The 25,017-nt window shown below is 61.4% G+C and carries 21 protein-coding genes and 1 pseudogene; 21 read left to right on the top strand and 1 reads right to left on the bottom strand.

The window, feature by feature from the left end:
• The first annotated feature begins 112 nt into the window (after positions 1-112).
• From H7C19_RS17385 to H7C19_RS17305, 17 genes are all read left to right on the top strand, one after another.
• Complete coding sequence (locus tag H7C19_RS17385; RefSeq protein ID WP_185143935.1) at positions 113-1,042, top strand: aldo/keto reductase; 930 nt, start codon at positions 113-115, stop codon at positions 1,040-1,042.
• The gene (locus H7C19_RS17380; protein WP_185143934.1) at positions 1,039-1,809 is read left to right on the top strand and encodes a sugar phosphate isomerase/epimerase family protein; all 771 of its coding nucleotides are present in this window, start codon (positions 1,039-1,041) and stop codon (positions 1,807-1,809) included. The genes H7C19_RS17385 and H7C19_RS17380 overlap by 4 nt, the downstream gene beginning before the upstream one ends.
• Before the next feature lie 33 nt (positions 1,810-1,842).
• Positions 1,843-2,553, top strand: a complete 711-nt coding sequence (locus tag H7C19_RS17375) for an MgtC/SapB family protein (RefSeq protein ID WP_185143933.1) — start codon at positions 1,843-1,845, stop codon at positions 2,551-2,553.
• Between the two features lie 35 nt (positions 2,554-2,588).
• Positions 2,589-5,708: an alpha-mannosidase gene (locus tag H7C19_RS17370; RefSeq protein ID WP_185143932.1), complete on the top strand. Its 3,120-nt coding sequence runs from the start codon at positions 2,589-2,591 to the stop codon at positions 5,706-5,708.
• A 29-nt stretch (positions 5,709-5,737) separates the two neighbouring features.
• A complete protein-coding gene (locus H7C19_RS17365) occupies positions 5,738-7,048 on the top strand; it encodes a glycoside hydrolase family 125 protein (RefSeq protein ID WP_185143931.1) in 1,311 nt (436 codons plus the stop codon).
• Positions 7,049-7,050: 2 nt separating this feature from the next.
• Positions 7,051-7,761, top strand: a complete 711-nt coding sequence (locus H7C19_RS17360; protein WP_185143930.1) for a glycerophosphodiester phosphodiesterase — start codon at positions 7,051-7,053, stop codon at positions 7,759-7,761.
• 177 nt (positions 7,762-7,938) lie between these two features.
• Complete coding sequence (locus H7C19_RS17355) at positions 7,939-8,883, top strand: ABC transporter permease (protein ID WP_185143929.1); 945 nt, start codon at positions 7,939-7,941, stop codon at positions 8,881-8,883.
• A 95-nt stretch (positions 8,884-8,978) separates the two neighbouring features.
• Positions 8,979-10,694, top strand: coding sequence for an extracellular solute-binding protein (locus tag H7C19_RS17350; protein WP_185143928.1), 1,716 nt, complete (start codon positions 8,979-8,981; stop codon positions 10,692-10,694).
• 96 nt (positions 10,695-10,790) lie between these two features.
• Entirely contained in the window at positions 10,791-11,699 is a 909-nt protein-coding gene (locus tag H7C19_RS17345; RefSeq protein ID WP_313731754.1) for a carbohydrate ABC transporter permease, read from the top strand.
• A gap of 27 nt (positions 11,700-11,726) precedes the next feature.
• Positions 11,727-12,620: a PHP domain-containing protein gene (locus H7C19_RS17340; RefSeq protein WP_185143927.1), complete on the top strand. Its 894-nt coding sequence runs from the start codon at positions 11,727-11,729 to the stop codon at positions 12,618-12,620.
• 64 nt (positions 12,621-12,684) lie between these two features.
• Positions 12,685-13,704: a LacI family DNA-binding transcriptional regulator gene (locus tag H7C19_RS17335; RefSeq protein ID WP_313731752.1), complete on the top strand. Its 1,020-nt coding sequence runs from the start codon at positions 12,685-12,687 to the stop codon at positions 13,702-13,704.
• A gap of 52 nt (positions 13,705-13,756) precedes the next feature.
• Positions 13,757-14,716, top strand: coding sequence for a carbohydrate kinase family protein (locus H7C19_RS17330; protein ID WP_185143925.1), 960 nt, complete (start codon positions 13,757-13,759; stop codon positions 14,714-14,716).
• Positions 14,713-16,080 carry a family 4 glycosyl hydrolase gene (locus H7C19_RS17325; RefSeq protein WP_185143924.1) on the top strand — a complete coding sequence of 456 codons (1,368 nt, stop codon included), beginning with the start codon at positions 14,713-14,715 and terminating at the stop codon, positions 16,078-16,080. Before H7C19_RS17330 ends, H7C19_RS17325 begins: the two co-directional genes overlap by 4 nt.
• 31 nt (positions 16,081-16,111) lie before the next feature.
• Positions 16,112-17,035 carry a metallophosphoesterase family protein gene (locus H7C19_RS17320; protein WP_185143923.1) on the top strand — a complete coding sequence of 308 codons (924 nt, stop codon included), beginning with the start codon at positions 16,112-16,114 and terminating at the stop codon, positions 17,033-17,035.
• A complete protein-coding gene (locus H7C19_RS17315) occupies positions 17,032-18,495 on the top strand; it encodes a leucyl aminopeptidase family protein (protein WP_185143922.1) in 1,464 nt (487 codons plus the stop codon). The genes H7C19_RS17320 and H7C19_RS17315 overlap by 4 nt, the downstream gene beginning before the upstream one ends.
• A gap of 291 nt (positions 18,496-18,786) precedes the next feature.
• Positions 18,787-19,209: a GNAT family N-acetyltransferase gene (locus tag H7C19_RS17310; RefSeq protein WP_185143921.1), complete on the top strand. Its 423-nt coding sequence runs from the start codon at positions 18,787-18,789 to the stop codon at positions 19,207-19,209.
• 20 nt (positions 19,210-19,229) lie between these two features.
• A complete protein-coding gene (locus H7C19_RS17305; RefSeq protein WP_185143920.1) occupies positions 19,230-19,430 on the top strand; it encodes a RidA family protein in 201 nt (66 codons plus the stop codon).
• 148 nt (positions 19,431-19,578) lie between these two features.
• Here H7C19_RS17305 and H7C19_RS17300 read toward each other — a convergent pair.
• Positions 19,579-19,926, bottom strand: a pseudogene (locus H7C19_RS17300) (TetR/AcrR family transcriptional regulator); the annotation flags it as partial.
• A 289-nt stretch (positions 19,927-20,215) separates the two neighbouring features.
• Between H7C19_RS17300 and H7C19_RS17295 the strand changes: the two are divergent.
• The 4 genes from H7C19_RS17295 to H7C19_RS17280 all read left to right on the top strand — a co-directional run bounded on the left by H7C19_RS17295 (position 20,216) and on the right by H7C19_RS17280 (position 24,994).
• Positions 20,216-20,704 (top strand): MarR family winged helix-turn-helix transcriptional regulator, encoded by a 489-nt coding sequence (locus H7C19_RS17295; RefSeq protein WP_185143919.1) that lies wholly within the window; start codon positions 20,216-20,218, stop codon positions 20,702-20,704.
• Between the two features lie 330 nt (positions 20,705-21,034).
• Positions 21,035-22,042 carry a LacI family DNA-binding transcriptional regulator gene (locus H7C19_RS17290; protein WP_185143918.1) on the top strand — a complete coding sequence of 336 codons (1,008 nt, stop codon included), beginning with the start codon at positions 21,035-21,037 and terminating at the stop codon, positions 22,040-22,042.
• Between the two features lie 110 nt (positions 22,043-22,152).
• Positions 22,153-23,823: a ribulokinase gene (locus H7C19_RS17285; protein WP_185143917.1), complete on the top strand. Its 1,671-nt coding sequence runs from the start codon at positions 22,153-22,155 to the stop codon at positions 23,821-23,823.
• Between the two features lie 61 nt (positions 23,824-23,884).
• Positions 23,885-24,994 carry a glycoside hydrolase family 172 protein gene (locus H7C19_RS17280; protein WP_185143916.1) on the top strand — a complete coding sequence of 370 codons (1,110 nt, stop codon included), beginning with the start codon at positions 23,885-23,887 and terminating at the stop codon, positions 24,992-24,994.
• The last annotated feature ends 23 nt before the right edge of the window (positions 24,995-25,017 follow it).

The raw sequence follows: 25,017 nt of genomic DNA, 5'->3' as shown, positions 1-25,017 counted from the left end.
TCATAAAAGGATAGAAGACAGAAGGCGGCTAGAGCGGCGATCCGGGCGTTCCAGGGCGGAATAGCCCGACGGAGCGCTGCGGAAGGACGCGGCTTGCAGGAGGAGTGAAACGATGGCATTCATGACGGTGAACGGTATTCGGCTGTCGCGCCTCATTATGGGGACGGGCGACTTGCGGAAGCTGAACGGAACGGAAATGCTCGACGCGTTCGCGGACGCCGGGGGTACGACGATCGATACCGCGCATCAGTATACCCAGGCCGAGAAGATCCTCGGCGCCTGGATGCGGGAGAGAGGGAATCGCGAGCGGCTGGTCATCCTGACCAAGGGGGCCCATCACGACGACGGGAGTCCGGGGGCGAGGGTCAACCCGGAGGCGATCCGCAAAGACTTGAACGAGAGCCTGGAACGGCTGGGCACGACTTACATCGATCTGTATGCGCTTCATCGCGACGATCCGGAAGCGCCGGTCGGCCCTATCGTCGAGGAGCTGAACCGCCATTTGGCGGACGGCCGCATCCGCGCGTTCGGCGCCTCCAACTGGACGCGCGAGCGCATTCAGGAAGCGAACGATTACGCCGAGGCGCACGGCTTGTCCGGCTTCTCGTTCAGCAGCACGAACCTGGCGCTGGCGACGGCCAACGAGCCGAGATGGCCCGGGTGCGTCGCGGCGGACGAGGCGACCCGCGAATGGCACGAACGGACGCAGATTCCGCTCCTGGCCTGGTCGGCGCAGGCGGGCGGCTTCTTCTCCGGCTTGTTCTCCCCCGAAGACCGCTCGAACGCGGAGATGGCGCGGGTGTACTACAGCAACGACAACTGGCGCCGCTACGAGCGGGCGCGTCGACTCGCCGCGGACAAAGGCGTCTCCGCGACGCAGATCGCGCTCGCGTACGTGCTCCAGCGTCCTTACCCGACCGCCGCGATCATCGGACCGCGCAGCGAGGCGGAGCTGAAGGATTCCTTGGAAGCCGAGCGGCTCGCGCTCACCGGACCCGAGCTCGCGTGGCTGAACCTGGAGAGAGAGGAGCTGCCCGAATGAGACACAAGCTGGCCGCGCAGCTGTACACGCTGCGCAACGAGCTGAGGCGCGACTTTCCCGGCACGCTCCGGGAGCTTGCGCGCATGGGCTGGACCGCCGTCCAGATCGACGGCCTGCACGGCAACGATCCGAAGGAGATCGCCGCGGTCATGAACGAGCTCGGCCTGCGGACCGCCGGCATGCATGTCGGCCTGGAGCGGATGAAGCACGATCTGCCCGCCGTCCTAGAGGAAGCCAGATTGTTCGGCACCCGGGACTTTATCTGCCACTCGCTGCCCGACGCGCTCATGAATCCGGCGGGCTACGCCAGCGTGCGAAGCGACCTGCGCGAAGCGGCCGGCAAGGTCGCGGGCCAAGGATTTCGGGTCGGCTACCACAATCATGACTTCGAATTTCATACGCGCATGGAAGGCGGCTACGCGCTGGATTACGTGCTGGAGCTGGACCCGGGCCGTCCCGTGTACGCGGAGATCGATACGTACTGGGTGAAGAAGGCCGGACTCGATCCGCTGACCTACATTCAGGCATACGCGAACCGAATGCCCATCCTCCACTTGAAGGACATGACGGCGGACGAGGCGCGGACGTTCGCGGCGATCGGCACCGGCAGCATCGACTTCGTGCCGATTCTCCGTTGGGGCGAACGGAACGGCGTGGAATGGTACGCCGTCGAACAGGATTACTGTCCGGGACCTCCGTTGGACAGTCTGGCGCTCAGCTTCGACAATCTGATGCGGATGGAAACCGAGATCGCCCGTTCCGTGTAGCGGGACGGCGATCGCGCGAGAGGAGGGTCGGATATGGCCGTCTGGCACATCGGCCTGACCGAGATGACGCTGCGGCTGCTCTTGGCGCTGGCGCTCGGCGGCCTGATCGGCTTCGAGCGGGAACTCGGCGGGCATTCCGCCGGCTTCCGGACGCACATCCTCGTCTGCCTGGGATCGGCGGTCATCGTCCTGTTGTCGATGTACGGCTTCGCCGCCTTCGCGACCGATCCGAACGTCCGCCTCGATCCGGCGCGGCTCGCCGCGCAGGTCATCAGCGGCATCGGCTTCCTGGGCGCGGGCACGATCATGCGGACGGGGCCGACCGTCTCCGGCCTGACGACGGCGGCCTCCTTATGGGTCTCCGCGGCGATCGGGCTGTCCGCCGGCGCCGGTTTCTATTACGGCGCGGTCATCTCGACGATACTGGTGGTGATGAGCTTGTTCGTCCTGAACAAGATCGAGAAGCTGTTCTCCCGGTCGAAGACGGTGCGCGAGCTGCTGATCAAGATGGAGCAGTCGTCGTCCGGCGTGGGCTACATGCTGGCGCACCTGAACCAATGCGGGCTATTGATCAATAAGCTCTCGGTCGAAGTCGATGAGGAATCGGCCGCGACCGGCGACCGCTACCTGACGATCCGGTTGCAAGTCAAGCTGAAGAAGGCGCAGAAATACGAGGAAGCGATCGCGAAGCTGATCGGCATGGAAGGCGTCGTCGGTCTGGAGACCGCGAGCCTCGCCGCATAGCCGAATCAAATACAAGGCAAGGAGACCTGCATATCATGCTGCTCACGGAATCGAAGATCAAGGAACGCCTAGAGGAACTGGAAGCCGTCCGCTATCGGGACGCCCGGACGATCGCCAGCTGGAAGTGGCGGGAAGACGAAGCCGGCGAGATCGGGGCGCGGCCTCCTGCGGAAGGCGAGTGGGGCGAGATCCGGCTAGGCGACACATGGACGGGGCGCGACCGGTACGCCTGGCTGTCCTACGAGGCGTCCATTCCGGCGGAATGGGCCGGACGGAAGGTGCTGGGCCGCTTCGACTTCGGCGAGACTGGCGGCGGCAACAACTCCGGCTTCGAGTCGCTGTTCTTCCTGAACGGAGCGCCGTATCAAGGCGTAGACTCCAATCACAAGGAAGTGTTCCTGCCCGCGGAGACGATCGGCAGCGAAATCCGCATCGACATTCGTCTCTGGTCGGGCCTGGAAGGCGGCGGGTCTCCGAAGCCGCGTAAGCATACGATCCTGACGTCCGAGCTCTGCTGGCTGGACGAAGCGGCCGACGACTATTACTACACGGCCAAGGCCGCTTTCGAGACGGTCGGCGCGCTGGACGCCAACCATCCGGACCGCGTGCAGCTGGTGAACGCGCTGGACCGGTCGCTCCTGGCGATCGACTGGTCGTATCCGGGTTCCGCGACGTTCTACGATTCCGTGGCGGCGGCGCGCGATTCGCTGCGCGCGAGCCTCGGCGAGATCGAGAAGCACGCGCGGGTGACGGTCACTTGCATCGGCCATACGCACATCGACGTCGCCTGGCTGTGGCGGCTGAAGCATACGCGCGAGAAATGCGCGCGGTCCTTCTCGACGGTGCTGCGGCTTATGGAGATGTTCCCGGACTACGTCTTCCTCCAGACGCAGCCGCAGCTCTACGACTATATCAAGACGGACTACCCGGAGATCTACGAGAAGATCCGCGAGCGCGTGCGGGAAGGGCGCTGGGAAGCGGCCGGCGGCATGTGGCTCGAGGCCGACTGCAATCTGACGTCCGGGGAGTCCCTGGTGCGCCAGCTGCTGTTCGGTACCCGTTTCCTCCGCGAAGAGTTCGGCTCGGAATGCCGCTATCTCTGGCTGCCGGACGTGTTCGGCTACAGCTGGGCGCTGCCGCAGATTCTGAAGAAGTCCGGCATCGACACCTTCATGACGACCAAGATCAGCTGGAGCCAATTCAACCGGATGCCGCACGACACGTTCCGCTGGCGGGGGATCGACGGCTCCGAGGTGCTGACCCACTTCATCACGACGCCGGACGAGCACGACAGCCCTTACTATACGTACAACGGCGTCATCGAGGCGCAGATGGTCAAGGGCATCTGGGACAACTACCGGGACAAGAACGTGAACGAAGAGCTGCTCCTCTCCTACGGCTACGGCGACGGGGGCGGCGGCGTGAACCGCGAGATGCTGGAGATGCGCCGGCGCCTCGACGAGATGCCGGGCCTGCCGCATGTCAAGACGGGAACCGCGGACGCGTACTTCGAGCGGCTGCGGGAGCGCGTCGCCGGCACGGACCAATACGTCCATACGTGGGATGGCGAGCTGTACCTGGAATTCCACCGCGGCACGTACACGAGCCAGGCGTACAACAAGCGGACGAACCGCAAGCTGGAGCTGGCTTACCGGGAGACCGAATGGCTGGGCGCCTACGCGAGCGCGCTCGCCGGCGACTGGTCCGCTTACGCGCAAGGCGAGCTGAACGAAGGCTGGAAGATCATCCTGCGCAACCAATTCCACGACATCATTCCGGGCTCGTCGATCCAAGAGGTGTACGCGGACAGCCGCGAGGAGTACGCGGAAGCGGAGCGCGCGGTTCAAAGCGCCCGGACGTCGGCCGAGCAAGCGGTCGTCCGTCCGTCTGCCGACGCGGTTACGGTGTGGAACGGCTCGCCATGGGCGCGTACGGACTTGATCGAACTGGACGGCGCGGCTTTCCCGGCCGAGGGCGCATGGACGAACGCGGCCGGCGAGACGCTGCCGGCGCAGTACGCGAACGGACGCTGGACCGTCGCGGCCGAGGCGCCGCCGATGGGCCACGCGACGATCCGGTTCGCGCCGAACGGGGCGCAGGCGGCTCCCGCGTCGCCGTTCGTCTTCACGGAGAACGGCATCCGCACGCCCCATTACCGAATCGCCTGGGACGCGACGGGACGCCTCGTCGACCTGTGGGACGAAGCCGCGGGCAAGCAAGTGCTGGCGCAGGGAGAGCAAGGTAACGCGCTCCAAGTGTTCGAAGACAAGCCGCTCATGTTCAACGCGTGGGACATCGACATTTATTACCAACAGAAGAAACGCGACGTCACCGATCTGCAATCGGTCGAGCTCGTCTATGCCGGCCCGCTCTCGGCTTCCGTGCGCTTCGTGTGGCGCTATATGAATTCCACGATCTCGCAGGAGATGATCGTCTACGCCGACTCCAGGCGCATCGACTTCAAGACCGAAGCGGATTGGCAGGAGCGCCAACAGCTGCTCAAGGTCGCGTTCCCGGTCGCGGTGCGCTCGACCGAAGCGACGTACGACATCCAGTTCGGGAACGTCAAGCGGCCGACGCATTGGAACACGAGCTGGGACTGGGCGCGCTTCGAGTCGGTCGGCCACCAATGGGCGGACTTGTCGGAGCGGGGCTACGGCGTCAGTCTGCTGAACGACTGCAAGTACGGCTACGATATCAGAGACTATACGATGCGGCTGTCCCTGATCAAGTCGGCGAACGATCCGGATCCCGAAGCGGACAAGGGCGCGCACAGCTTCACGTATGCGCTGCTGCCGCATGCCGGCGACTGGTATGAAGGCGGGACGGTCCGAGAAGCTTGGGCGCTGAACAACCCGCCGGCCGCCACCGCCGGCGCCGCCGCCCGCGAGACCGGTTCGCTGCTCCGCGTCTCCGTCGCGAACGTGATGATCGACGCGGCGAAGAAGGCGGAGGACGGCGAACGCCTGGTGGTCCGTCTGCACGACTTCGCCGGCATCCGCGACCGCGTCGCGCTGACGAGCGACCTGGCGATCGCTTCTTGGCAGGAATGCGACCTCATGGAGCGCCCGATCGGCGAGCCTCGGACCGGAGACGTCGCGTTCGACTTGGCGCCGTATGAGATCAAGACGTTCCTCCTCGAGCTTCGGGCATGAGGACGGAGAGCGAGAGAGGAGAACCGAACATGATGACGGGAGAGGCGATCCATACGCCGGCGCTCGAACGGCTTTACGCGGAAGCGGACGCGAGACTGGCGGGGAGGCCGAAGCTCCTGGACCTGTTCAAGCGCTGCTTCGCGAGCACGCTCGCTTCGACGACGCGACGGCTGCCGGACGGCACTTCGTTCGTCTTCACCGGCGACATCCCCGCGATGTGGCTGCGCGACTCCAGCGCCCAAGTCCGCCACTATCTGCCGCTCGCGGCGGAGGACGAGGCGCTGCGGGAGATCATCGAGGGGCTGCTTCGCCGCCAGTTCTTCTACATCGGGATCGACCCGTACGCGAACGCCTTCAACGAGCGCGCGAACGATCAGCGGTACGATTGGGATCTGACCGAGCTGAGCCCGTGGGTGTGGGAGCGCAAGTACGAGATCGATTCGCTGTGCTATCCGATTCAGCTTAGCTATTTGTACTGGCGGGCGACCGGTCGCGCTTCGCCGTTCGACGAGACGTACCGGTCCGCCGTCCGGCAGATCATTCGCCTGTGGCGGACCGAGCAGCGTCACGGCGAGCGCTCGCCGTACCGGTTCCAGCGGCTGGACGGTCCGCCGACCGATACGCTGCGCAACGAAGGGAGAGGGATGCCGGTGAACTACACCGGCATGACCTGGTCGGGCTTCCGGCCGAGCGACGACGCCTGCACCCACGGCTATCTCGTGCCCGCCAACATGTTCGCGGCCGTCGCGCTCGGCTACGTCGCGGAGATCGCGGCCGAAGTCTACGCGGACGAGGAGCTGCGGAAAGCCGCGGAGACGCTCAAGGAAGAGATCGAATACGGCATCGAGACGTACGGCACGTACGTGCATCCCGAATACGGCAAGATCTACGCCTACGAGACGGACGGCTACGGCAACCATCATCTGATGGACGACGCCAACGTGCCGAGTCTGCTGTCGATCCCGTACATCGGATACAGACCGGCCGACGATCCCGTTTACCGCAATACGCGGCGCTTCATCCTGAGCGCCGACAATCCGTACTATTACGAAGGCAAGGCCGCGAGCGGCATCGGCAGCCCGCATACGCCGGACCGGTACATCTGGCACATCGCCCTCTCCATGCAGGGGCTCACCTCGGACGATCCGGCCGAGCGGCTCCGGCTGCTCGAGCTGCTGACGTCCACCGACGCGGACGCGGGCTGCATGCACGAAGGGTTCCATGCGGACGATCCGGCCCAGTTCACGAGGCCATGGTTCGCCTGGTCCAACAGCCTGTTCGCCGAGTTCGTCTACGATCTCCTGAAGCAAGGCGAGCTGGACGAAGAGAGGAGCGGCTAGCCATGCGTCACACGCTCGTTGCGGCCCATACGGGCTGCGGCGTCCATCCGGACAACACGGTCGAATCGTTCCTCGAAGGGATGCGCATCGGCGCCGACATCGTCGAGGTCGACGTCCGCGTCGCCGGCGACGGCACGCCGGTCCTGCTGCATGACGATTCGCCGCTTCTTCGCACGCAGGCGTACGAAGCGTTGAACCGGCCCGAGGTCCGTTGTCGGCTGGACCCGATCTACCGCGAGTACGAGCTCGCTTCGCTCGAGCAGGCGATCCGGCTGTCGGAGCGCGAAGGCACGCGCCTGAACCTGGACGTCAAGTCTGCGGACGCCGTCGCGCCCGCAATGGATCTCGTCCGCCGCTTGAACGCGGCCGGGCGCGTCTACGTCACCGGCTGCACGGACGGCATCGCGGCGCATTATCCGGACGTCCGGGCGATGCTGAATACGCCGGACTTCCTCTCGCCGGTTCAAATGCTGCGTTATGCGTCGTTCGCCGATTCGGCGTGCGACGCGGCGGCGGCAGGCGGCTACGCGGGCTTGAATATGAACGCCCGGACCTGCCGCAGGGAGATGGTCGAAGCCGCCCATGCCCGTGGCCTTCTGGTCTGGGTCTATACCGTGAACGACGAGACGGCGATGAAGAAATACGGCGGGATGGGAGTTGATGCCATTACGACAAGACGGCCGGAGCGTCTGATCCGGCTCCAAAAAAAATAAAAAAAGACTGTAGTCAACACGAGCCGGAAGTGTTACACTCGAGACAGTTAAGCGTTTACAATAAAGGTCCCGGCAACATCCTCTCTTTTTTTCGCTGCATCTGGAATCGCTACCAGAAACGGCGGCGAAGAGAACCGACGCCAGGGCCGAATCCGACAAAGCAGGTGATCCAGACTCATGCAGCAAAAGAAGACAACCCGGTCAGACGGTCGTGGAAGCGCTTTATGGAAAAGCGTCGTGCAGCATCGGTACTTGTACTACATGTTGTTGCCCTGCATCGCTTTCTTCATCGTCTTCTCGTACATTCCGATGGGCGGATTGCTGCTCGCCTTCAAGGAGTACAAGTTCAACAAAGGCATTCTAGGAAGTCCGTGGGTAGGATTCGATTACTTCAAGACATTCTTCAGCTCGTATCAGAGCGGCCAACTGATCAAGAACACCCTGATCATCAGCGCCATGAAGCTGTTCCTGTACTTGCCTTTCCCGATCATCCTGGCGCTCATGTTCAACGAGGTCCGCGCCAAGTGGTTCAAGAACGTCTCGCAGAGCGTCATGTACTTGCCGCACTTCCTGTCCTGGGTCGTCGTAGTCGGCTTGATCCAGCGCGTGCTCGCGCCGGATACCGGACTGCTCAACCAACTGATCTCGGGCATGGGCGGCGACGGCAGCACGTACTACATGATGGATCCGAAGTACTTTTACCAGATCATGTTCGGCAGTCACCTGTGGAAGTCGATCGGCTGGGACTCGATTATCTATATGGCCGCCATCTCGGGCGTCAACCCGGATATGTACGAAGCGGCCAAGATCGACGGGGCCGGCAAGCTCAGGGAAGTCTGGAGCATCACGCTCCCGTCGATCATGCCGACCATCGTCATCCTCTTCATCCTGTCGCTCGGCAACATTCTCTCCGCCGGCTTCGACCAGCTGTACCTGCTGCGAACGCCGGGCAACATGCAGCTGTCCGACATTCTGGATACGTACATCATCCGCGTAGGTTTGCAGAGCGGGCAGTACGGCTACGCGACCGCCGTCGGCATGATGCAGGGCTTGATCGGACTCGTGCTCGTCGTTCTGGCGAACCGCATCTCGCGCAAAGTTTCCGATACCTCATTGTGGTAACGATACCAGAATGATGAAGATCGCAAACGCCATTTCCGGTGGAAAACGTCATTCGACGTATTTCATACACTATCTTCGAAAAAGGGGAATAAAGCATGAGCAAGAGATGGGCAAAGTTTATGGCGATACCTGTGATGGCTTCCATGCTGATCGCCGGCTGCACCAACGGCGACAAAGACTCGAACGCGAGCGCCACGGCTTCGGCCGGGTCCTCCGCAGGCAAGCCCGCCACTTGGGTGGCGGACCGCAAGATCAAGGGTCTGGTCTTCATGGGCACCGACGATTACACCGAAGATATGAACCCGGAGATCAAAGCGAAGATCAAAGAGCTGACGGGCGTCGACTTCGAGATCCAGATCATGAAGGCGGACCATTCCATCGACGGACTGATCGCCGGCCTCGCGGCCAATGACTTGCCCGACTTCATCGCCTTCTACCTGAACAACAGCGGTCGTCCGGAGATGCCGGTCGTGCTGAAGGCGGCGCGCGAAGGCATGTTCACCGACCTGACGCCGCTGCTCAAGGACACGAAGATCTACAGCAAATACGAGCAAGAAGGCTTCCTGCCCCTGGATACGCAGTATGGCGTCATGTTCCGGCCGGAGTTCAACGGCTCCACCTACTTCGTACACATGAACGTCAACCGCCAGGGCGGCTACGACACGCGCAAGTACGTCGGCGGACCGTACATTCGCAAAGACATCGCGGACTCGCTGAACCTCGACCCGAGCACGATCAAGACGACGGATCAGCTGTACGAGCTCGCGAAGAAGATCAAGGACGGCCACTTCAAAGACACGAACGGCAAAGAGATCAGCCCGATCGGTCCCAACTACTGGGGCGGCCAAGAGATCGGACGCCTATTCGCCGATCTGGAGTGGGGCGATGTCGGCCAATTCATCAAGCAAGACAAGGACGGCAAGGTGCTGCATGAAGCCGAGACGCCTTATGCGATGAAGAAAGTCGAGTACGTCCAAAAGCTGCTGAAGGAAAAGCTGCTGCAGCCGGAATTCTTCACGATGGACGAGAGCCGTTCGACCGAAGGCGCCCTGAACGGATCTTGGGGCATCATCGCCGACATGCACAACTATCTGGAATTCAACCAAGACATGCATTACGTTCCGCTGGGTCCGCTGAATGCCGTTGACGGTCCTTATCAGATGCAAGTCGCCTTCAAGTCGGGTTACTCCGCCTGGGCGATTCCGTCTTCGACGAAGAAGCCGGAAGAAGTCGTCAAATTCGCCGACTTCCTGGCGAGCCGCGAAGGCAAGCTGCTCTGGAGATACGGTCTGGAAGGCCGCGACTATACGCTGGACAAAGACGGCAATCCGCTCGTCAAGCAAGAAGTGCTCGATCTGAAGGCCAAGGATCCGAACGAAGCGAAGAAGCTCGGCTTCGGCGGCGTAGGCAACTATTGGGGCGAGCTGCTCGGCGGCACCGATATCGACTATATGGCCGACTTCGGCGAGATGGAATACGGCGACAAGCTGAAGAAGGACGAAGACCAAGGCGCGCTGAAGATCGCCAACTACTGGCATTGGGACGACAAACGCAAGGCGGCGCGTATCGTCGACGGCTATACGCCGAACTCCTTCCTGGGCGAGTTCGACCGGGGGACGGACCTGAAGGCGGCGTTCGACAATTACAAAGACAGCCTGGTTCAAGCCTACTACAGCAAAACCTCCGAAGCGGCGCAGAAGATTCTCGACAACGCCCTGAAGCAAATGAAAGCCGCGGGATTGGACGATTATCTGAAGCTCGTCGCCGACAAGAACAACGATCCGAAAACGAAAGTGATCTTCGATCAATAACGCGAAGATCGGCTAGCGTCAGACAGATGAAGCAGACCGGCGGTTGATCCCTGACACGGATGAACCGCCGCTCCGCCCAAAAGGAGGAGGAGGACCGTGGGAAACGAATTCTATAAGCTGAGCGCCGGCGAGCGGGCGTTCAAGATCGTCAACTATCTGCTCATCATCGCCTTATGTCTCTCGATCATTCTCCCTTTCCTGAACATTCTGGCCTTGTCGTTCAATCCCGGCAAAGACGCGGAGAGAGGCGGCATTTTCTTCTGGCCGCGCATCTGGTCCCTGGAGAACTTCGAGAAGGTATTTCAAGCGTCGAACATCGGAACCGCCTTCGCGATCTCCGTGTTCCGTACGTTCGTCGGCACGATCGCCAGCGTATTCCTGACGGCGATGGCCGCCTACGCGCTGAAGAGCAAGTCGCTGCCCGGCGGGAAGTTCTTCATGATGCTCATCTTCTTCACCATGCTGTTCAGCGGGGGCATCATTCCCTATTACATGCTGCTGAAGTCGATTCATCTGACGAACACCATCTGGGTATACATCATTCCGAGCTTGTACAGCGCGTGGAACCTGATCATCATCCGAACCTTCTTCCAGCAGATTCATCCCAGTCTGGAGGAGTCTGCCCGGATCGACGGGTACAACGACTTCACGATATTCATGCGCATCATCATGCCGCTGAGCCGCCCGGTCATCGCCGTGATCGGCTTGTTCAACGCCGTTGGCCATTGGAACGACTGGTTCACCGGCGCCTTCTATATCCGGGAAGCAAGCCTTCGTCCGCTCTCCACGCTGCTGCAAGAGATGCTCATGAGCGCGGAAGCGATGAGAGACACGCTGAGCCAAGCGGCCGGCGCGAAATACGAGATGCTGGAGAAGATCCAGATCACGGGCAACTCCTTGAAGATGGCGACCATCATCGTCGTCGTCGCGCCGATCATCATCATCTATCCTTTCGTGCAGAAGTACTTCGCCAAAGGGATCATGATCGGTTCCATGAAAGAATAGCGTAGCCGGGAAAGGGCGGAATCGTTGATGAACATCTTGAATCCTTACGCGCAAAAAGGGACATGGCTGAGAGGGAGCTTCCACAACCACACCACGAACAGCGACGGCTGGTTCCCGCTGGAGACCGTCTACAAGATGTACGGCGGCTACGACTTCCTCGGCATCTCCGACCATGACAAGATTACGAAGCACGAGGGCAAGCGGGACATCCCGACCGTCTTCGAAGCGATCGAGGTCAGCAGCCGGGAGACGCATATGCTCCTCGTCCAGCCGCCGCATGCGATTATGGACAACTACAGCAACGACTTCACGATCGAGAACTATCAGCGGTTCGTCGACCGGACGAACGACAACGGCGGTTTCGCGGTGCTCGTGCACCCGAACCGGTACTTCTCCAACTACTGGAAGCTGGAAGACATGATCAAGATGGACCGCTACCTCGGGGTGGAGGTCTACAACGGAGACGGCAATCCGGAGTACGACATCGCGTTCGACAAATGGGATGCGCTGCTGTCCGCCGGACGCCGCGTATGGGGCTTCGGCAACGACGACTCTCACGTCTACGGGCAGGAGAAGCGGGCGTGGAACGTCGTGCAGGCGCAGGACAACACGAACGAAGCGGTCCTCGCCGCGATCAAGGACGGCAACTTCTACGTATCCACGGGCTACGGGTTCGACGCGATCCGCACCGAAGGGGATACGATCGTCGCCGATCTGCGTTCGAACGATCTGCTCGACAAGATGTACAAGTACGTCACGTTTTTCGGCAAGGACGGGGAAGCGCTGCAGGAGACGACCGGCCGCATCAGCCAGGCGAAGTACGCCTGCCGGGGCGACGAAGGCTACGTTCGCATCGCCGTCTATCTCGAAGGCGGGTACGCCGCGTTCTCCCAGCCATTATTTATCGGGCAAGACGCGTAATCAGACAGGAGAATGGGGCTTTGCCGTCGAATCCATCTTTTTGGCAATCGAGTCAGATGACGAGGTGAGCAAGTTGCAGGTAAAAATCAAAGACGTGGCGAAACGCGCAGGCGTATCCGTAACGACCGTGTCCCGGGTGTTGAACGGAGAGAAATACGTCAAGGACGATCTCCGGGCCAAGGTCAACCGGGTCATCGAAGAACTGGGCTATACGCCGAGTCAAATCGCCCGTAGTTTGGTGCGCAAAAAAACGAACCTCATCGGCGTCATCGTGCCGGATTTGACATCCAGCTTCTATTCGACGATCCTGAGCAGCATCGAGCGCGTGGCCAGCGAGAACGAGTACAACCTGCTGGTCTGCAATATCAGCGAGGATATCGACAAAGAGCTCAAATATTTGAACGTCTTCCAGGAGATGCGGGTCGAAGGCATCATCATCATGCACGAGAAGATCAACGAGCCCATCCGCCAATTCATTCATAAGATCCGGATTCCCGTCATCTTCTCCAGCGTGAAGCCGATGGATCAGTCGTTCGTCTCGGTGATCGTCGACGACTACAAGGCCGCTTACGAAGCGACCCGGTACCTGATCGAGCTGGGGCACGACGCGATCGGATTCATCGGAGGCGACATGCGCGACATCACGTCGGGCCAGAACCGCTACAGCGGTTACCGCAACGCGATGACGGACCAAGGCAAGAAGCTCGTCTACGAGCATATTCGCTTCGGCGACTACAAAGTGCAAAGCGGCTACGATCAGATGAAGGAACTGCTGCGCATCGACAATCCGCCGACGGCGGTCTTCGCGGTCAGCGACGACATGGCGGTAGGCGCCATCAACTGCATCCGCGACCAGGGGCTGCGGGTGCCCGAAGACATCTCCGTCATGGGCTTCGACGGCAGCCAGCTGACGGAACTCGTCCGTCCGGCGCTGACTTCGATGGAGCAGCCCATCCAGGAGATGGGCCAAGTCACGATGAACGTGCTGCTGCAGCAGATCGCGGGCGAATCGGAACAAGCCGGCGACGTCGTGCTGGCGCACCGGATCGCCGTGCGCGAGAGCTGCCGGAGCATCCAGCAATGACCGCAACAAAGAGAGTGGAGGAATCCGCAAGCCAACGGGGATGTGACCAACTGTGAAACCATACGATGTCGTCGTGATCGGCGACGCCAATATTGATCTTGTGGTGGCCGGGTGCAACGAGATGCCCGAGCCCGGACAAGAGGTGCTCGTGAACGATATGACCCTCCATGTCGGAGGGGGCGCGGCGCTGTTCAGCTTGGCGCTGGCGAAGCTAGGCATGAAGCTTGCATTCAACGGCGTTCTCGGAGAGGATGGGTTCGGCCAATTCATCCGCGAGCGTTTCCTTCAATCTGGTATCGATACCAGATATATTCGGTCCAGCAGCAAGTACAACACCGGCATCTCGATCGCCATCAATCCGGAGAAGGACCGTTCCTTCATCACGTATACCGGGACCAACGCGGAGCTCAGCCTGCTTCAACTGGACATGGACAGCGTCGTCCTGGGACGCCACGTCCATCTCACGGGCTACCGCGGCAGCCGCAACCATGAGGAATACGTCGACATGGCGCGCAAGCTGAAGCGGCTGGGGCTGACGACTTCGCTCGACGTCGGCTGGGACGATACCGGCGAATGGTACAAAGGCATCTTCGAGCTGATGCGGGAAGTGGACATCTTCTTCATGAACGAGGTCGAGGCCAGGCGCTATACCGGCTGCGCCACGACCGAGCGCAGCTTGCAGGAGCTGTCGCGCCACGGACGCCACGTCGTGCTTAAGCTTGGCGAGGCGGGCGCCATGGCGTCGGTGGGCGGCCGCATGTCCTATCGTTCGGCCTTCGAGGTCGACGTCGTCGATACGACCGGGGCGGGAGACTCCTTCAACGCGGGGTACGTCTACGGCTTCCTGAACGGGTATCGGACGGAGCAGTGCCTGCTGCTCGCCAACGCGTGCGGCGCCCTATCGGTCAGCCGGTTCGGGGGGAGCACGGGCGTCGGGGACCGCGCGGCGGTGGAACGGTTCATCCGCGAGAAGATCGCGCATACGACGGACAACTGGGAGGTCGCGCAATGAAGCTGACATTGATCGGAGGCGGCGGCGTAAGGGCCGTTCTCTTCACGCAGAGCTTGACGCTCAAGGCGGCGGAGAGCGGCATCACGAAGCTGGTGCTGCTGGACGTCGACCCGGCGCAGCTCGAGACGATCGGGCAGCTCTGCCGGGTCGTTGTCGCCCGCAGCGGCGTGCCGCTGGATATCGAGCTGTCTACGGATCCCCGCTCGGCCCTGACGGGAGCGGATTATATCGTGACGACGATCCGCGCAGGCAAGGAGGCGTCCCGCGCCGAGGACGAGCGGATCGCCATGCAGTACGGTCTCCTCGGCCAAGAGACGACGGGACCGGCGGGCTTCTCGATGGCGCTGCGCACGATTCCCGTACTGCTGGATTACTGCCGGCTGGCCCGGGAGGTCGCGCCGAACGCCTGGATATTCAACTTCTCCAATCCTTCGGGGCTCGTCACCCAGGCGCTGCGCAGCGAAGGCTACGACCGGGTGATCGGGATCTGCGATACGCCGAGCCATACGAAGCTGCGGATGGCGGAAGCGCTTGGCGTCGATCCGGAAGAACTGTACGTCGAGTTCTTCGGCCTCAATCACTTGTCCTGGATCCGGAAGGCGGTCTACCGGGGCGAAGATCGACTCGAAGCGTTGAAGAACGATCCGGACTTCACGTCCCGCGTCGGCGAATTCGCGATGTTCGATGCCGATCTGCTGCGATCGCTCCCTTATCTGCCGAATGAATACCTCTACTATTACTACCACCGGGAGCGGGCGATCGCCAACATTCGGAACGCCGGCCAGACGCGCGGCCAGATGATCGCGCAGAACAACCGGGCGATGCTCGAGGCGCTCAAGGAGATCGACATTCCGAAGCAGCCGGAGCTGGCGCTTCAGACTTATCTGTATTACACGCAGAAGCGGGAAGCGTCCTACATGGCGATCGAGACCAACGCGCAGGCCAAACCCGAGGTGCCGGCCGAGGCGCTGAAGCTGCCCGAGTCGCTCGGCTACGCGGGCGTCATGCTCGACTTCGTCGACGCGCTCCGGACGGGTTCGGAGCGCACCGTCGTCCTGTCGGTCCCGAACGCCGGCAGCATCCTCGGCTTCGCGGACGACGACGTGGTGGAGGTCTCCTGCAGCATCGGGGAGAATGGCGCCGTGCCGGTGCCGATCGGCGAGGTCCCCGAAGCGGAGTATCTGCTGATGCGGAGCGTCAAGCGCTTCGAGCGGCTGACCGCAGCGGCGGTGCGCGAACGGTCTGTGGAGCTCGCGGTCGAGGCGCTGACCGCGCATCCGCTGGTCGGTTCCTATTCGCTTGCGAAGCAGCTCGTCGCCGACTATCTGCAGGCTTACCGGCCGCTGCTCGGAGAATGGAAGTAACGGCCGACATCGTCTAGAGGAGGAATCGGATATGAATGGAGAGACAACAAGCGATCTGAAGTTCCGCGAAGACGGCTCGTTCACGATCGTGCAGTTCACGGATATGCACTTCGGGGACGACAAGGAAGAGGATCTGGCGAAGGACGGGCAGACGGCCGCGCTCGCGGCGCGCATCCTCGCGGACGTGAAGCCGGACCTTGTCGTGCTGACGGGCGATATGATCTGGAGCCACGGCGTGCCCGATCCGCAGGCGTCGTTCCGCCGGGCGATCGCGCCGATCTCGGCCGCGCAGGTACCCTGGGCCGCCGTCTTCGGCAACCACGACGCGGAAGCCGGGGTGACCCGCGAGGAACTGCTGGCGATCCAGCGCGAGGACCGGAACTGCCTGTCCGCCGCCGGGCCGGCGGAGATCAACGGCGTCGGCAACTACGTACTGACGGTGAAGGCGGCGGACGCGGACGGCGCGGATGCGGCGGCGCTGTATTTCTTCGATTCGGGGATCAACGCGCCCGAGCCGATCGGCGGCTACGCCTGGATTCATCCGGATCAGATCCACTGGTATACGCAGCAGTCCCGCCGATTGGCGGAAGAGGCGGGCGGGCCGCTGCCCGCGCTGGCCTTCTACCATATCCCGGTACCGGAGTACGACGAAGTCTGGAACGACGGCACGGACGTCGTCGGCACCAAGGAAGAGAACGTCGAATGCCCGAAGGTAAATACCGGCTTGTTCGGAGCGATGGTGCAGTCGGGCGGCGTCATGGGCACCTTCGTCGGCCATGACCACGACAACGACTACTGCGGCACCCTGCACGGCATCCGTCTCTGCTACGGGCGCGTGACCGGCTACAACTGCTATGGCAAGCTGCAGCGGGGCGCCCGCGTCATCCGGATGCAGGAAGGCGGCAAGACGTTCGAGACGTGGATCGTGGAAGCGGATGGGGGAATCGTACGATGAGATTCGAGCTCGGGGATGACGCTTCGGCAGGGACGGTAGTCCTGCCCGCGTTCGCGGATCGGTTGGCGAACGCGGCGGAGCTGCAGGCGCTGCGCGGATTCGGCGCTGCCAAGCTGCCGCCGCAGACGGGCGCGAGGCACGCAGTCACGTGGTTCTACGGCGCGGACGGACGTCCGGACGTCCTCATCGCCGGATTGGGCTCGGCTGCAGAATATAAGCCTGCGCGCCTCCGGGAGGCTGCCGGCAATGCGGGGCGCGCGCTTTGCGCCGCGCAGCGTACGGACGCAGCCGTGTCATTCGCGCTGATGCGGGCGCCCGGCGCGCCGTTCGGCGCCGAACCGGAGACGCTCGCCGCCTGGGTGGAGGGGACGCTGCTAGGGACGTATACGTTCGACAAGTACAAGTCGAATGCGCAGCCTCGTCCGGAGCTGAACCTCACGCTCGCGGCCGAGGACGGCCCGGCCTCCAGAGAGGCGATGCGCCTCGCCCGCATCCGGGCGGAGAGCACGATCTGGGCGCGCGATCTGACGAACGAGCCGCCGAACGGCCTGCGCCCGCGCACGCTGGCGGAACGGACGATCGCGCGGTTCGCGGGCACCGCGGCCGAGGTGACCGTCCACGAAGATGAGGCGCTGGAGCGTCTCGGCTTCGCGGGGCTGGCCGCCGTCGGCCGCGGCAGCGCGCACCCGCCCGTATTCATCGAGGTTCGCTACGGCGAAGACGAGTCGCAGCCGCTCGTCGCGCTCATCGGCAAAGGCATCACCTTCGATACGGGCGGCATCAGTCTGAAGCGGGACAACGACATCAGCGACATGCGCATGGACATGGCGGGCGCGGCGGCCGTGCTCGGCGCCGTGGACGCGCTCGTCCGCAGCGGCGCGCCGGTCCGCGTGGCCGCGCTGGTGCCGGCGGCGGAGAATTGTCCGTCCGACCGCGCGCTGCTGCCGGGCGAAGTGATCCGCTACGCGAACGGGGTGACCGTCCAAGTGGGCAACACCGATTCGGAAGGCCGCCTCGTGCTGGCGGACGCGCTGATTCACGCGCATCGGCTCGGCGCGGCCGAAGCGATCGACTTGGCTACGCTGACCTATTCGGTCGTCGGCGCCCTGGGCTCCAAGGTCGCCGGCGCGCTGGGCGACGACGGGCTGATCCGGGCGCTCGGGCAGGCGGGGGAACCGTACGACGAGCGCATCTGGCAGCTGCCGCTGGTGGACGAGTACGAGTCGTATCTGGACAGCGACTACGCCGACACGAGCAACATCAGCAGCAAGGGAGAGGCGGGCGTCATCACGTCTTCGCTGTTCCTGCGCAAATTCGTTCATCCTTCGCTGAAGTGGGCGCATCTCGATATCAACGGGCCGAAGGAGGCATCCTCCGCGCGCGGGGAGCAGGCGGTCGGCGCGACCGGTTTCGGGGTGCGCATGCTGGCGGCTTACGTCGAACAGGCGGCCGAAGGCTAAAGGAAGCTGGCGGAGATCGAGTTTGGGGAGCACTGGGCCAATAGGGATTAACCCCTATTTTGGGCTTGGTGCTTTTTTGTTTGCAAAATACGAATGGGAGATTGACTTGTTTTCCGGAGATTCGCTATTGGTCTTGAGCAGCGAAACAGATGATAAGTCATCGATCAGATGGCGAAAATCGCAATTGCAAAATGAATACGGATGTTCGGCTTCCTCACCCAGGCTCAAACAAGGGGAAATGATTAGAGCCGGCGAATAGTTGATGTAATCCAATCGAAAGTGGGGGCTATCATGGAACCGGGTATTTCTTTTGGAAACAAAGAAGAAAGTGATTACATTAGGAGAAGGCTGATTGAATATAATGCGGAGCATGCCCCTGAGAATTTAAGCTCCCGCTATGAAGAAATCAATCTGACCATCAAGGATGGCGATGGAAGCGTTATTGGTGGAATGCTAGCCGTTCTCTGTTGGAATTGGATTGAGGTTGATATTCTTTGGATCGAAGAATCGCTTAGAGGAATGGGTTACGGTACCCGACTGTTAAATTTTATTGAGAATATCGCTAAGGAAAAAAACTGTACCTTTATTAAGCTAAATACATTCAGCTTTCAAGCTCCCGAATTTTATCTAAAGAACGGTTATAACGAAGTTGCAGTATTTGAAGATGCTCCAATCGGGAGTAATCATTATTACTTCAAGAAAGCTATTGTTTAAAATGTCGGACTTCTTTAGGGGTGAATGGAATTGAAGAATACTTCGGCATGGAAAATCCGTTAGGTTTAGCTTACTCTCAGGCAGTTAAAGTAAAGGACACTGTATATGTTGCTGGACAAGGACCTAATACGCTTGAGTGTTCCGTTGAAGAACAAGTTAGGCAAACACTTGAAAATGTGCGAAGGGTTACTTCCAACCTCCATATCCGGCAAGAACAATAATACGAAGTGATATTGGTTTTAATGTACAAGTTGATGCAGTCGCGGTCTCTTCCCAATAACTCAACAAAAAACAAGTGAAGGCTGCCGATCTAAACGATCAGCAGTCTTTTATTCAACGAATTGGCAAGCATCGTTCGGAAAATGAATCTCAATTTGTAATGCCTTCTTCGCCTTTCGTAATCAGGCTAACGGCCTTGGCGATTGTCTTCTTTGTCTCGCTTGGCATTTTCAAGGCATCAGGGTCGTATGACGGGCCAAAAGGATTCGTAGCCGTCCATGCAGTAGCTAAGGCCATGATAGCAGTCAAAAGAAAACCTGGGGTGAATGTCGTTCCTACCAGCCCGGCGCTTTGCGCATTTAATACCTCATTGATTTTCTTTTGTTGGACGGAGGCACGCTCGGTTAAGTTAACGGCCTTCTGTTCCAAACCGTACCATGCCATTAATCGAAATAAATCGGGATGCATCGTAGCAAAATCGAATACCCTTGCTGCATAACCGGGAAGATCATCAGGCGTGAAGGTGTTTTCTTCATCAAACTTCGCACAGGATACTCACGCTTCTGCAAGCGGGGGAGGTTATGTGCGTCAGGCGCAAGCCTGAATGTTGTTATACTTGTGCCGGGTCCTCCCCAATATGTTATGATCAGCTTTCGTTCGTCCTTTTCAGAACGATCGCATTCGCGTACAATAAGAACTATAGAGTAAGCGTATATTGTATATACTCAGCAGCATGCGATAGATGGATGTGCATTCCCAGCTTTTAGGCATGCCAAGGAGGATATCGATGAGTCAGCCCAACGTTCCACTTCCCGAGGATTTTCCGCCTCCCGGGTATCTGCTGGAGACGCTGTTCAAGTCCACCCATCAGATTCACCGCCAATTGGCGGCACGCTTGAGCGACAGCGAGATTCCCCCCTTCCTAACGGGACCCCGGATGAGGTTCTTGCGGGTCGTCCTGCAAGCCGGCGAGATTCGGATGAGCGATCTGGCCGCGTCGCTCGGCATCAAAGCGCGCACGGTCACCCAATTCGTCGATGCGCTCGAGCAGGAGAACGTCATCGTCCGCGTGCCCGATCCCGACGATCGCCGAGCCACGTTGATCCGTATCGTCGAGGAAGCGAAGCCGATCATCATGAAGACGGCGGTCGCCATGCGGGAAGCGTCCGAGGCCGTCGCGGGTTCTCTGCCGGCGGACAAGCGCGCGCAGCTCATCGAGCTGCTGATCCAATTGGCCGGATTGCCCGAGTCGAACGCGGATATGGAGAACTGCTGAACGGAGGCAGGAACATGTCGGCTGCGGCCGGAAGCTGCATATGATTAGAACGAGGTCAGTCGGAACTTGCCGGCTGGCTTTTTTGGTCAGACAGAATGTATAAGTTTCACGCTTTTTCGTTTCTGTATGACCGACGATAAAAACGTATCGCCATCTTCCCTGAAGACGGCGGAGCCGTTTTTACTTGGTGCGAAGAGAAAGGGACAGGCGCTTAGGGATTTTCACCAAAAAAAGGGTTGACAGGCGCCCGAAAGGTCTTGTAATCTGTATGTGTAATCGATTACGTAAACGTTTACACAGTGGTTGAAATCGTACGAGGTGAAATGGCAAGTGTCTAAAGCAACGATCAAGCAGGTGGCGGCAGCGGCGGAAGTCTCGACGGCTACGGTGTCCCGCGTGCTGAACGAGAGCGGTTACGTCAGCGAAGAAGTCAAGGAGCGGGTGATGGAAGCGGTCGACCGGCTGAACTACCAGCCGAGCGCGATCGCGAGAAGCCTGAAACAAGATAAGACGTTCATGATCGGCGTCATCGTGCCCGACATCTCGAACCCATACTTCATGGGCATCTCGCGGGGGATCGAGGACGTGGTCGGGCAAGAAGGCTTTCAGTTGATGTTCGGCAGCTCCGACGAGAATCCCGGCAAGGAGGAACGGCTGCTACAGCTGTTCCAGGAGAAGCGGGTCGACGCGATCGTCCTCGCGACCGCGGGGGGCAACGACGACATTGTCGGACGGCTGGCCGATGCGGGCGTGCCGATCGTCCTCGTCGACCGGAAGCTGGAATCGGCGGAAGCGGGCGAGCGCCTGGACCTCGTCGCGGAGGACAACGCGGAAGGCGCGTTTCGGCTGACGAGCAGGCTCCTCGAAGACGGTCACGTCCGGATCGGCGTCGTGAACGGTCCGGCGCGCGCGAGTACTGGACGGGAGCGCGACGAAGGCGTTCGCCAAGCGCTGCGGGCGCGCGGCATCGCGTCGGAGCCGCTCGTGTACAACGGGGAATTCTCCACTGAAGACGGCATTCGCGCCGTACGACGGTTCCTCGCCTCGGATCCGCGTCCGACGGCCATCGTTTCCTTGAACAACCGCATGAGTTTGGGCGTTCTGCTCGAGATCGTCCGGAACGGTCTGCGGATTCCCGACGACATGGCGGTCGCGTCTTTCGGGGAGGTCGAAGCGGGATCGCTGCTGAAGGAACCGGGTCTCTACTATATCGATCAGCATCCGTATGAGATGGGGACGAGAGCGGGGGAGCTGCTGCTGCGCCGGATTCAAGCCAAGGAAGAGAAGCTGGAGCCGGCTTGCGAGATATTCCGGCATGAAGTGAACCGCCTGAACTAATCCAGATATCGATTATCGCAACCGCAAAGCAGATGAGGGAGAGGGTGGGGACATAAGCGGCGTTTACTTAATGTGCAATCGATTGCAGGATGAAACGGAGGCCGGAACGGATGGATAAAAGATACGCGATCGGCGTCGACTACGGCACGGAATCGGGCAGAGCGCTGCTCGTCGACATCGCGACGGGGGAAGAGATCGCCACGCACGTGACGCCTTACCCGCACGGCGTAATCGACGACGCGCTGCCCGGCTCGGGCGCGAAGCTCGGGTTCGACTGGGCGCTCCAGCATCCGGACGATTATATGGAGGTGCTGCGGCGCTCGGTGCCCGAAGTGCTGCGGGCATCGGGGGCGAGCCCGGACCGCGTCGTCGGGATCGGGATCGACTTCACGGCGTGCACGATGATGCCGCTGGATGCCGACGGCACGCCGCTGTGTCTATTGAACGAATGGAAGGACCATCCCCACAGTTGGGTGAAGCTCTGGAAGCATCATGCGGCGCAGGAGGAAGCGAGCCGTATCAACGAAGCGGCCGCGGCCCGGGGAGAGGCATTCCTCTCCCGGTACGGCGGGAAGCTGTCCTCGGAATGGATGATCGCCAAAGCCTGGCAGATTCTGAACGAGGCGCCGGAGATTTACGACCGCGCGGATACGCTCATGGAAGCGGCCGATTGGGTTGTCCTTCAGTTGACCGGAGCGCTCGCGCGGAACAGCTGCACGGCGGGCTACAAAGCCGCGTGGCACAAGCGCGACGGCTATCCGTCCGAGGCGTTCTTCCGGTCGCTCGATCCGCGCCTCGCCGACTTGGCGGACACGAAGCTGAGAGGACCGGTCCTCCCGCTCGGCTCGCGCGCCGGCGGATTGACCGAACGGATGGCCGGAATGATGGGGCTCCGGCCCGGAACGGCGGTGGCCGTCGGCAACATCGACGCGCATGCGATGGTCCCGGCCGTCGGCGTCGTGTCGCCGGGCAAGCTGGTGCTCGCGATGGGCACCTCGACGTGCCATCTGCTCCTCAGCGAGACGGAAGCGCTCGCCGAAGGCATCTGCGGCGTCGCGGAGGACGGGATCGTCCCCGGCTATTACGGGTATGAAGCGGGACAGCCGGCGGTGGGCGACCTGTTCGCCTGGTACGTGAACGAAGCCGTGCCCGATTACGTGAAGCGCCTCGCCGATGCGGAAGGGATCGGCGTTCACGGCTGGCTCGAGCGCGAAGCCTCGAAGCGCAGCCCGGGCGAGAGCGGTCTAATCGCGCTCGACTGGTGGAACGGCAGCCGATCGGTGCTCATGGACGCGGAGCTCGGCGGCGCGGTTGTCGGGTTGACGCTGCAGACGAAGCCGGAGGACCTCTATCGGGCGCTGCTCGAAGCGACGGCTTTCGGCACGCGCAAGATCATCGAGACGTTCGCGGACGGCGGCGTGGCGATCGACGAGCTGTACGCCTGCGGCGGTCTGCCGCAGCGCAATCGGCTTCTGATGCAGATCTACGCGGACGTGACCGGCAGGGAGATCAAGATCGCGGCTTCCACGCAGACGGCCGCGCTCGGCGCCGCGATGTTCGGCGCGGTGGCGGCGGGCACGGCGGCCGGAGGCTACGACTCGATCGCGGAGGCGTCCCGGCGGATGGCGCGGGTCCGGGAGGAATCGTTCAAGCCGATTCCGGCGAACGTGCGCATCTACGATCGGCTGTACGAGGCGTATACGGAGCTGCACGACTATTTCGGACGCGGCGCCAGCGAAGTGATGAAGAAACTCAAACGCATCCAGACCGGTCAGGCGTGACCGGTTTCCGCTAACTGCTGTGCAATCGATTGCAGAATGAACGTGAAAAGGAGCGCTATCTATGACCATGCACACCTCCCTAGCTTCCCTTAGTCTGGCCCGGAGCGGCCGAAGAAAGCGGGAATCCAGCTACGACCGCACGGGCGGCAACAAAGACTACTTTTCGATCGGGCCGGGCGACAGGACGGAGATCTGCAGCATCCGGGGCGCGGGCGCGATCACCCACATCTGGATGACGATGGCGACGGACGCGCTCGTCGAGGAAGCGTTCCTGCCCCGCAAGATCGTCCTCCGCATGTATTGGGACGAAGAGACGGAGCCGAGCGTGGAAGCGCCGATCGGCGACTTCTTCGGCATGGGCCACGGCTTGACCCGCAACTACGCGTCGGCGGCGCTGATGATGAGCCCCGAAGACGGCAAGGCGTTCAACAGCTTCTTCCGGATGCCGTTCGCGAGCGGCGCCCGCATCGTCGTCGAGAGCGAAGCGGCGCAGCCGATCAAGTTCTACTTCTATGTCGACTACGAGCAGTACGAGTCGCTGGCGGCGGAGGAGCTGCGATTCCACGCCCAGTGGCACCGGGAAAATCCGACCGACGGCATCCCCGAGGCAGGCGCGGACAACGCGCACTTCGAATTCGGCGGCAAGAACACGACCGGCGACGGCAACTACGTCATCCTGGACGCGGTCGGCCGGGGGCACTACGTGGGCTGCAACTTCAACGTTCACAATCTGCGCGATACCCGGGAGTGGAACTGGTACGGTGAAGGAGACGACATGATCTTCATCGACGGCGAGCCGTGGCCGCCGACGCTGCACGGAACGGGGATGGAGGATTACTTCAATACCGCCTGGTGCCCGCAGCAGGAAGTATGTACGCCGTACCATGGCATCATCCTCGGGGGCGGGCCGAACTGGAGCGGCAAGATCTCGACGTACCGCTACCATATCCTCGATCCGATCATGTTCGAGCGGAGCATCAAGGTGACGATCGAGCACGGGCACAACAACCACCGGAGCGACGATGTCTCGTCGACGGCTTATTGGTACCAGGAGGAGCCGCATCGTCCGTTCCCGCCGCTGCCGAAGGCGGAGGCGCGCCTGCCGGTGCCCGATATCAAGCCGTTCAATCCGGCCAGTCTGAACCGGATCTTCGGGCACGACAATCCCTGATCGTCCGGCCAACCGACCCGAAG

The sequence above is a fragment of the Cohnella nanjingensis genome (genome assembly GCF_014212125.1).
Classification (GTDB): Bacteria; Bacillota; Bacilli; order Paenibacillales; family Paenibacillaceae; genus Cohnella; species Cohnella nanjingensis.
The sequence above is the reverse complement of the archived record's forward strand: the minus strand, read 5'-3'. Positions and strand labels throughout refer to the sequence as shown.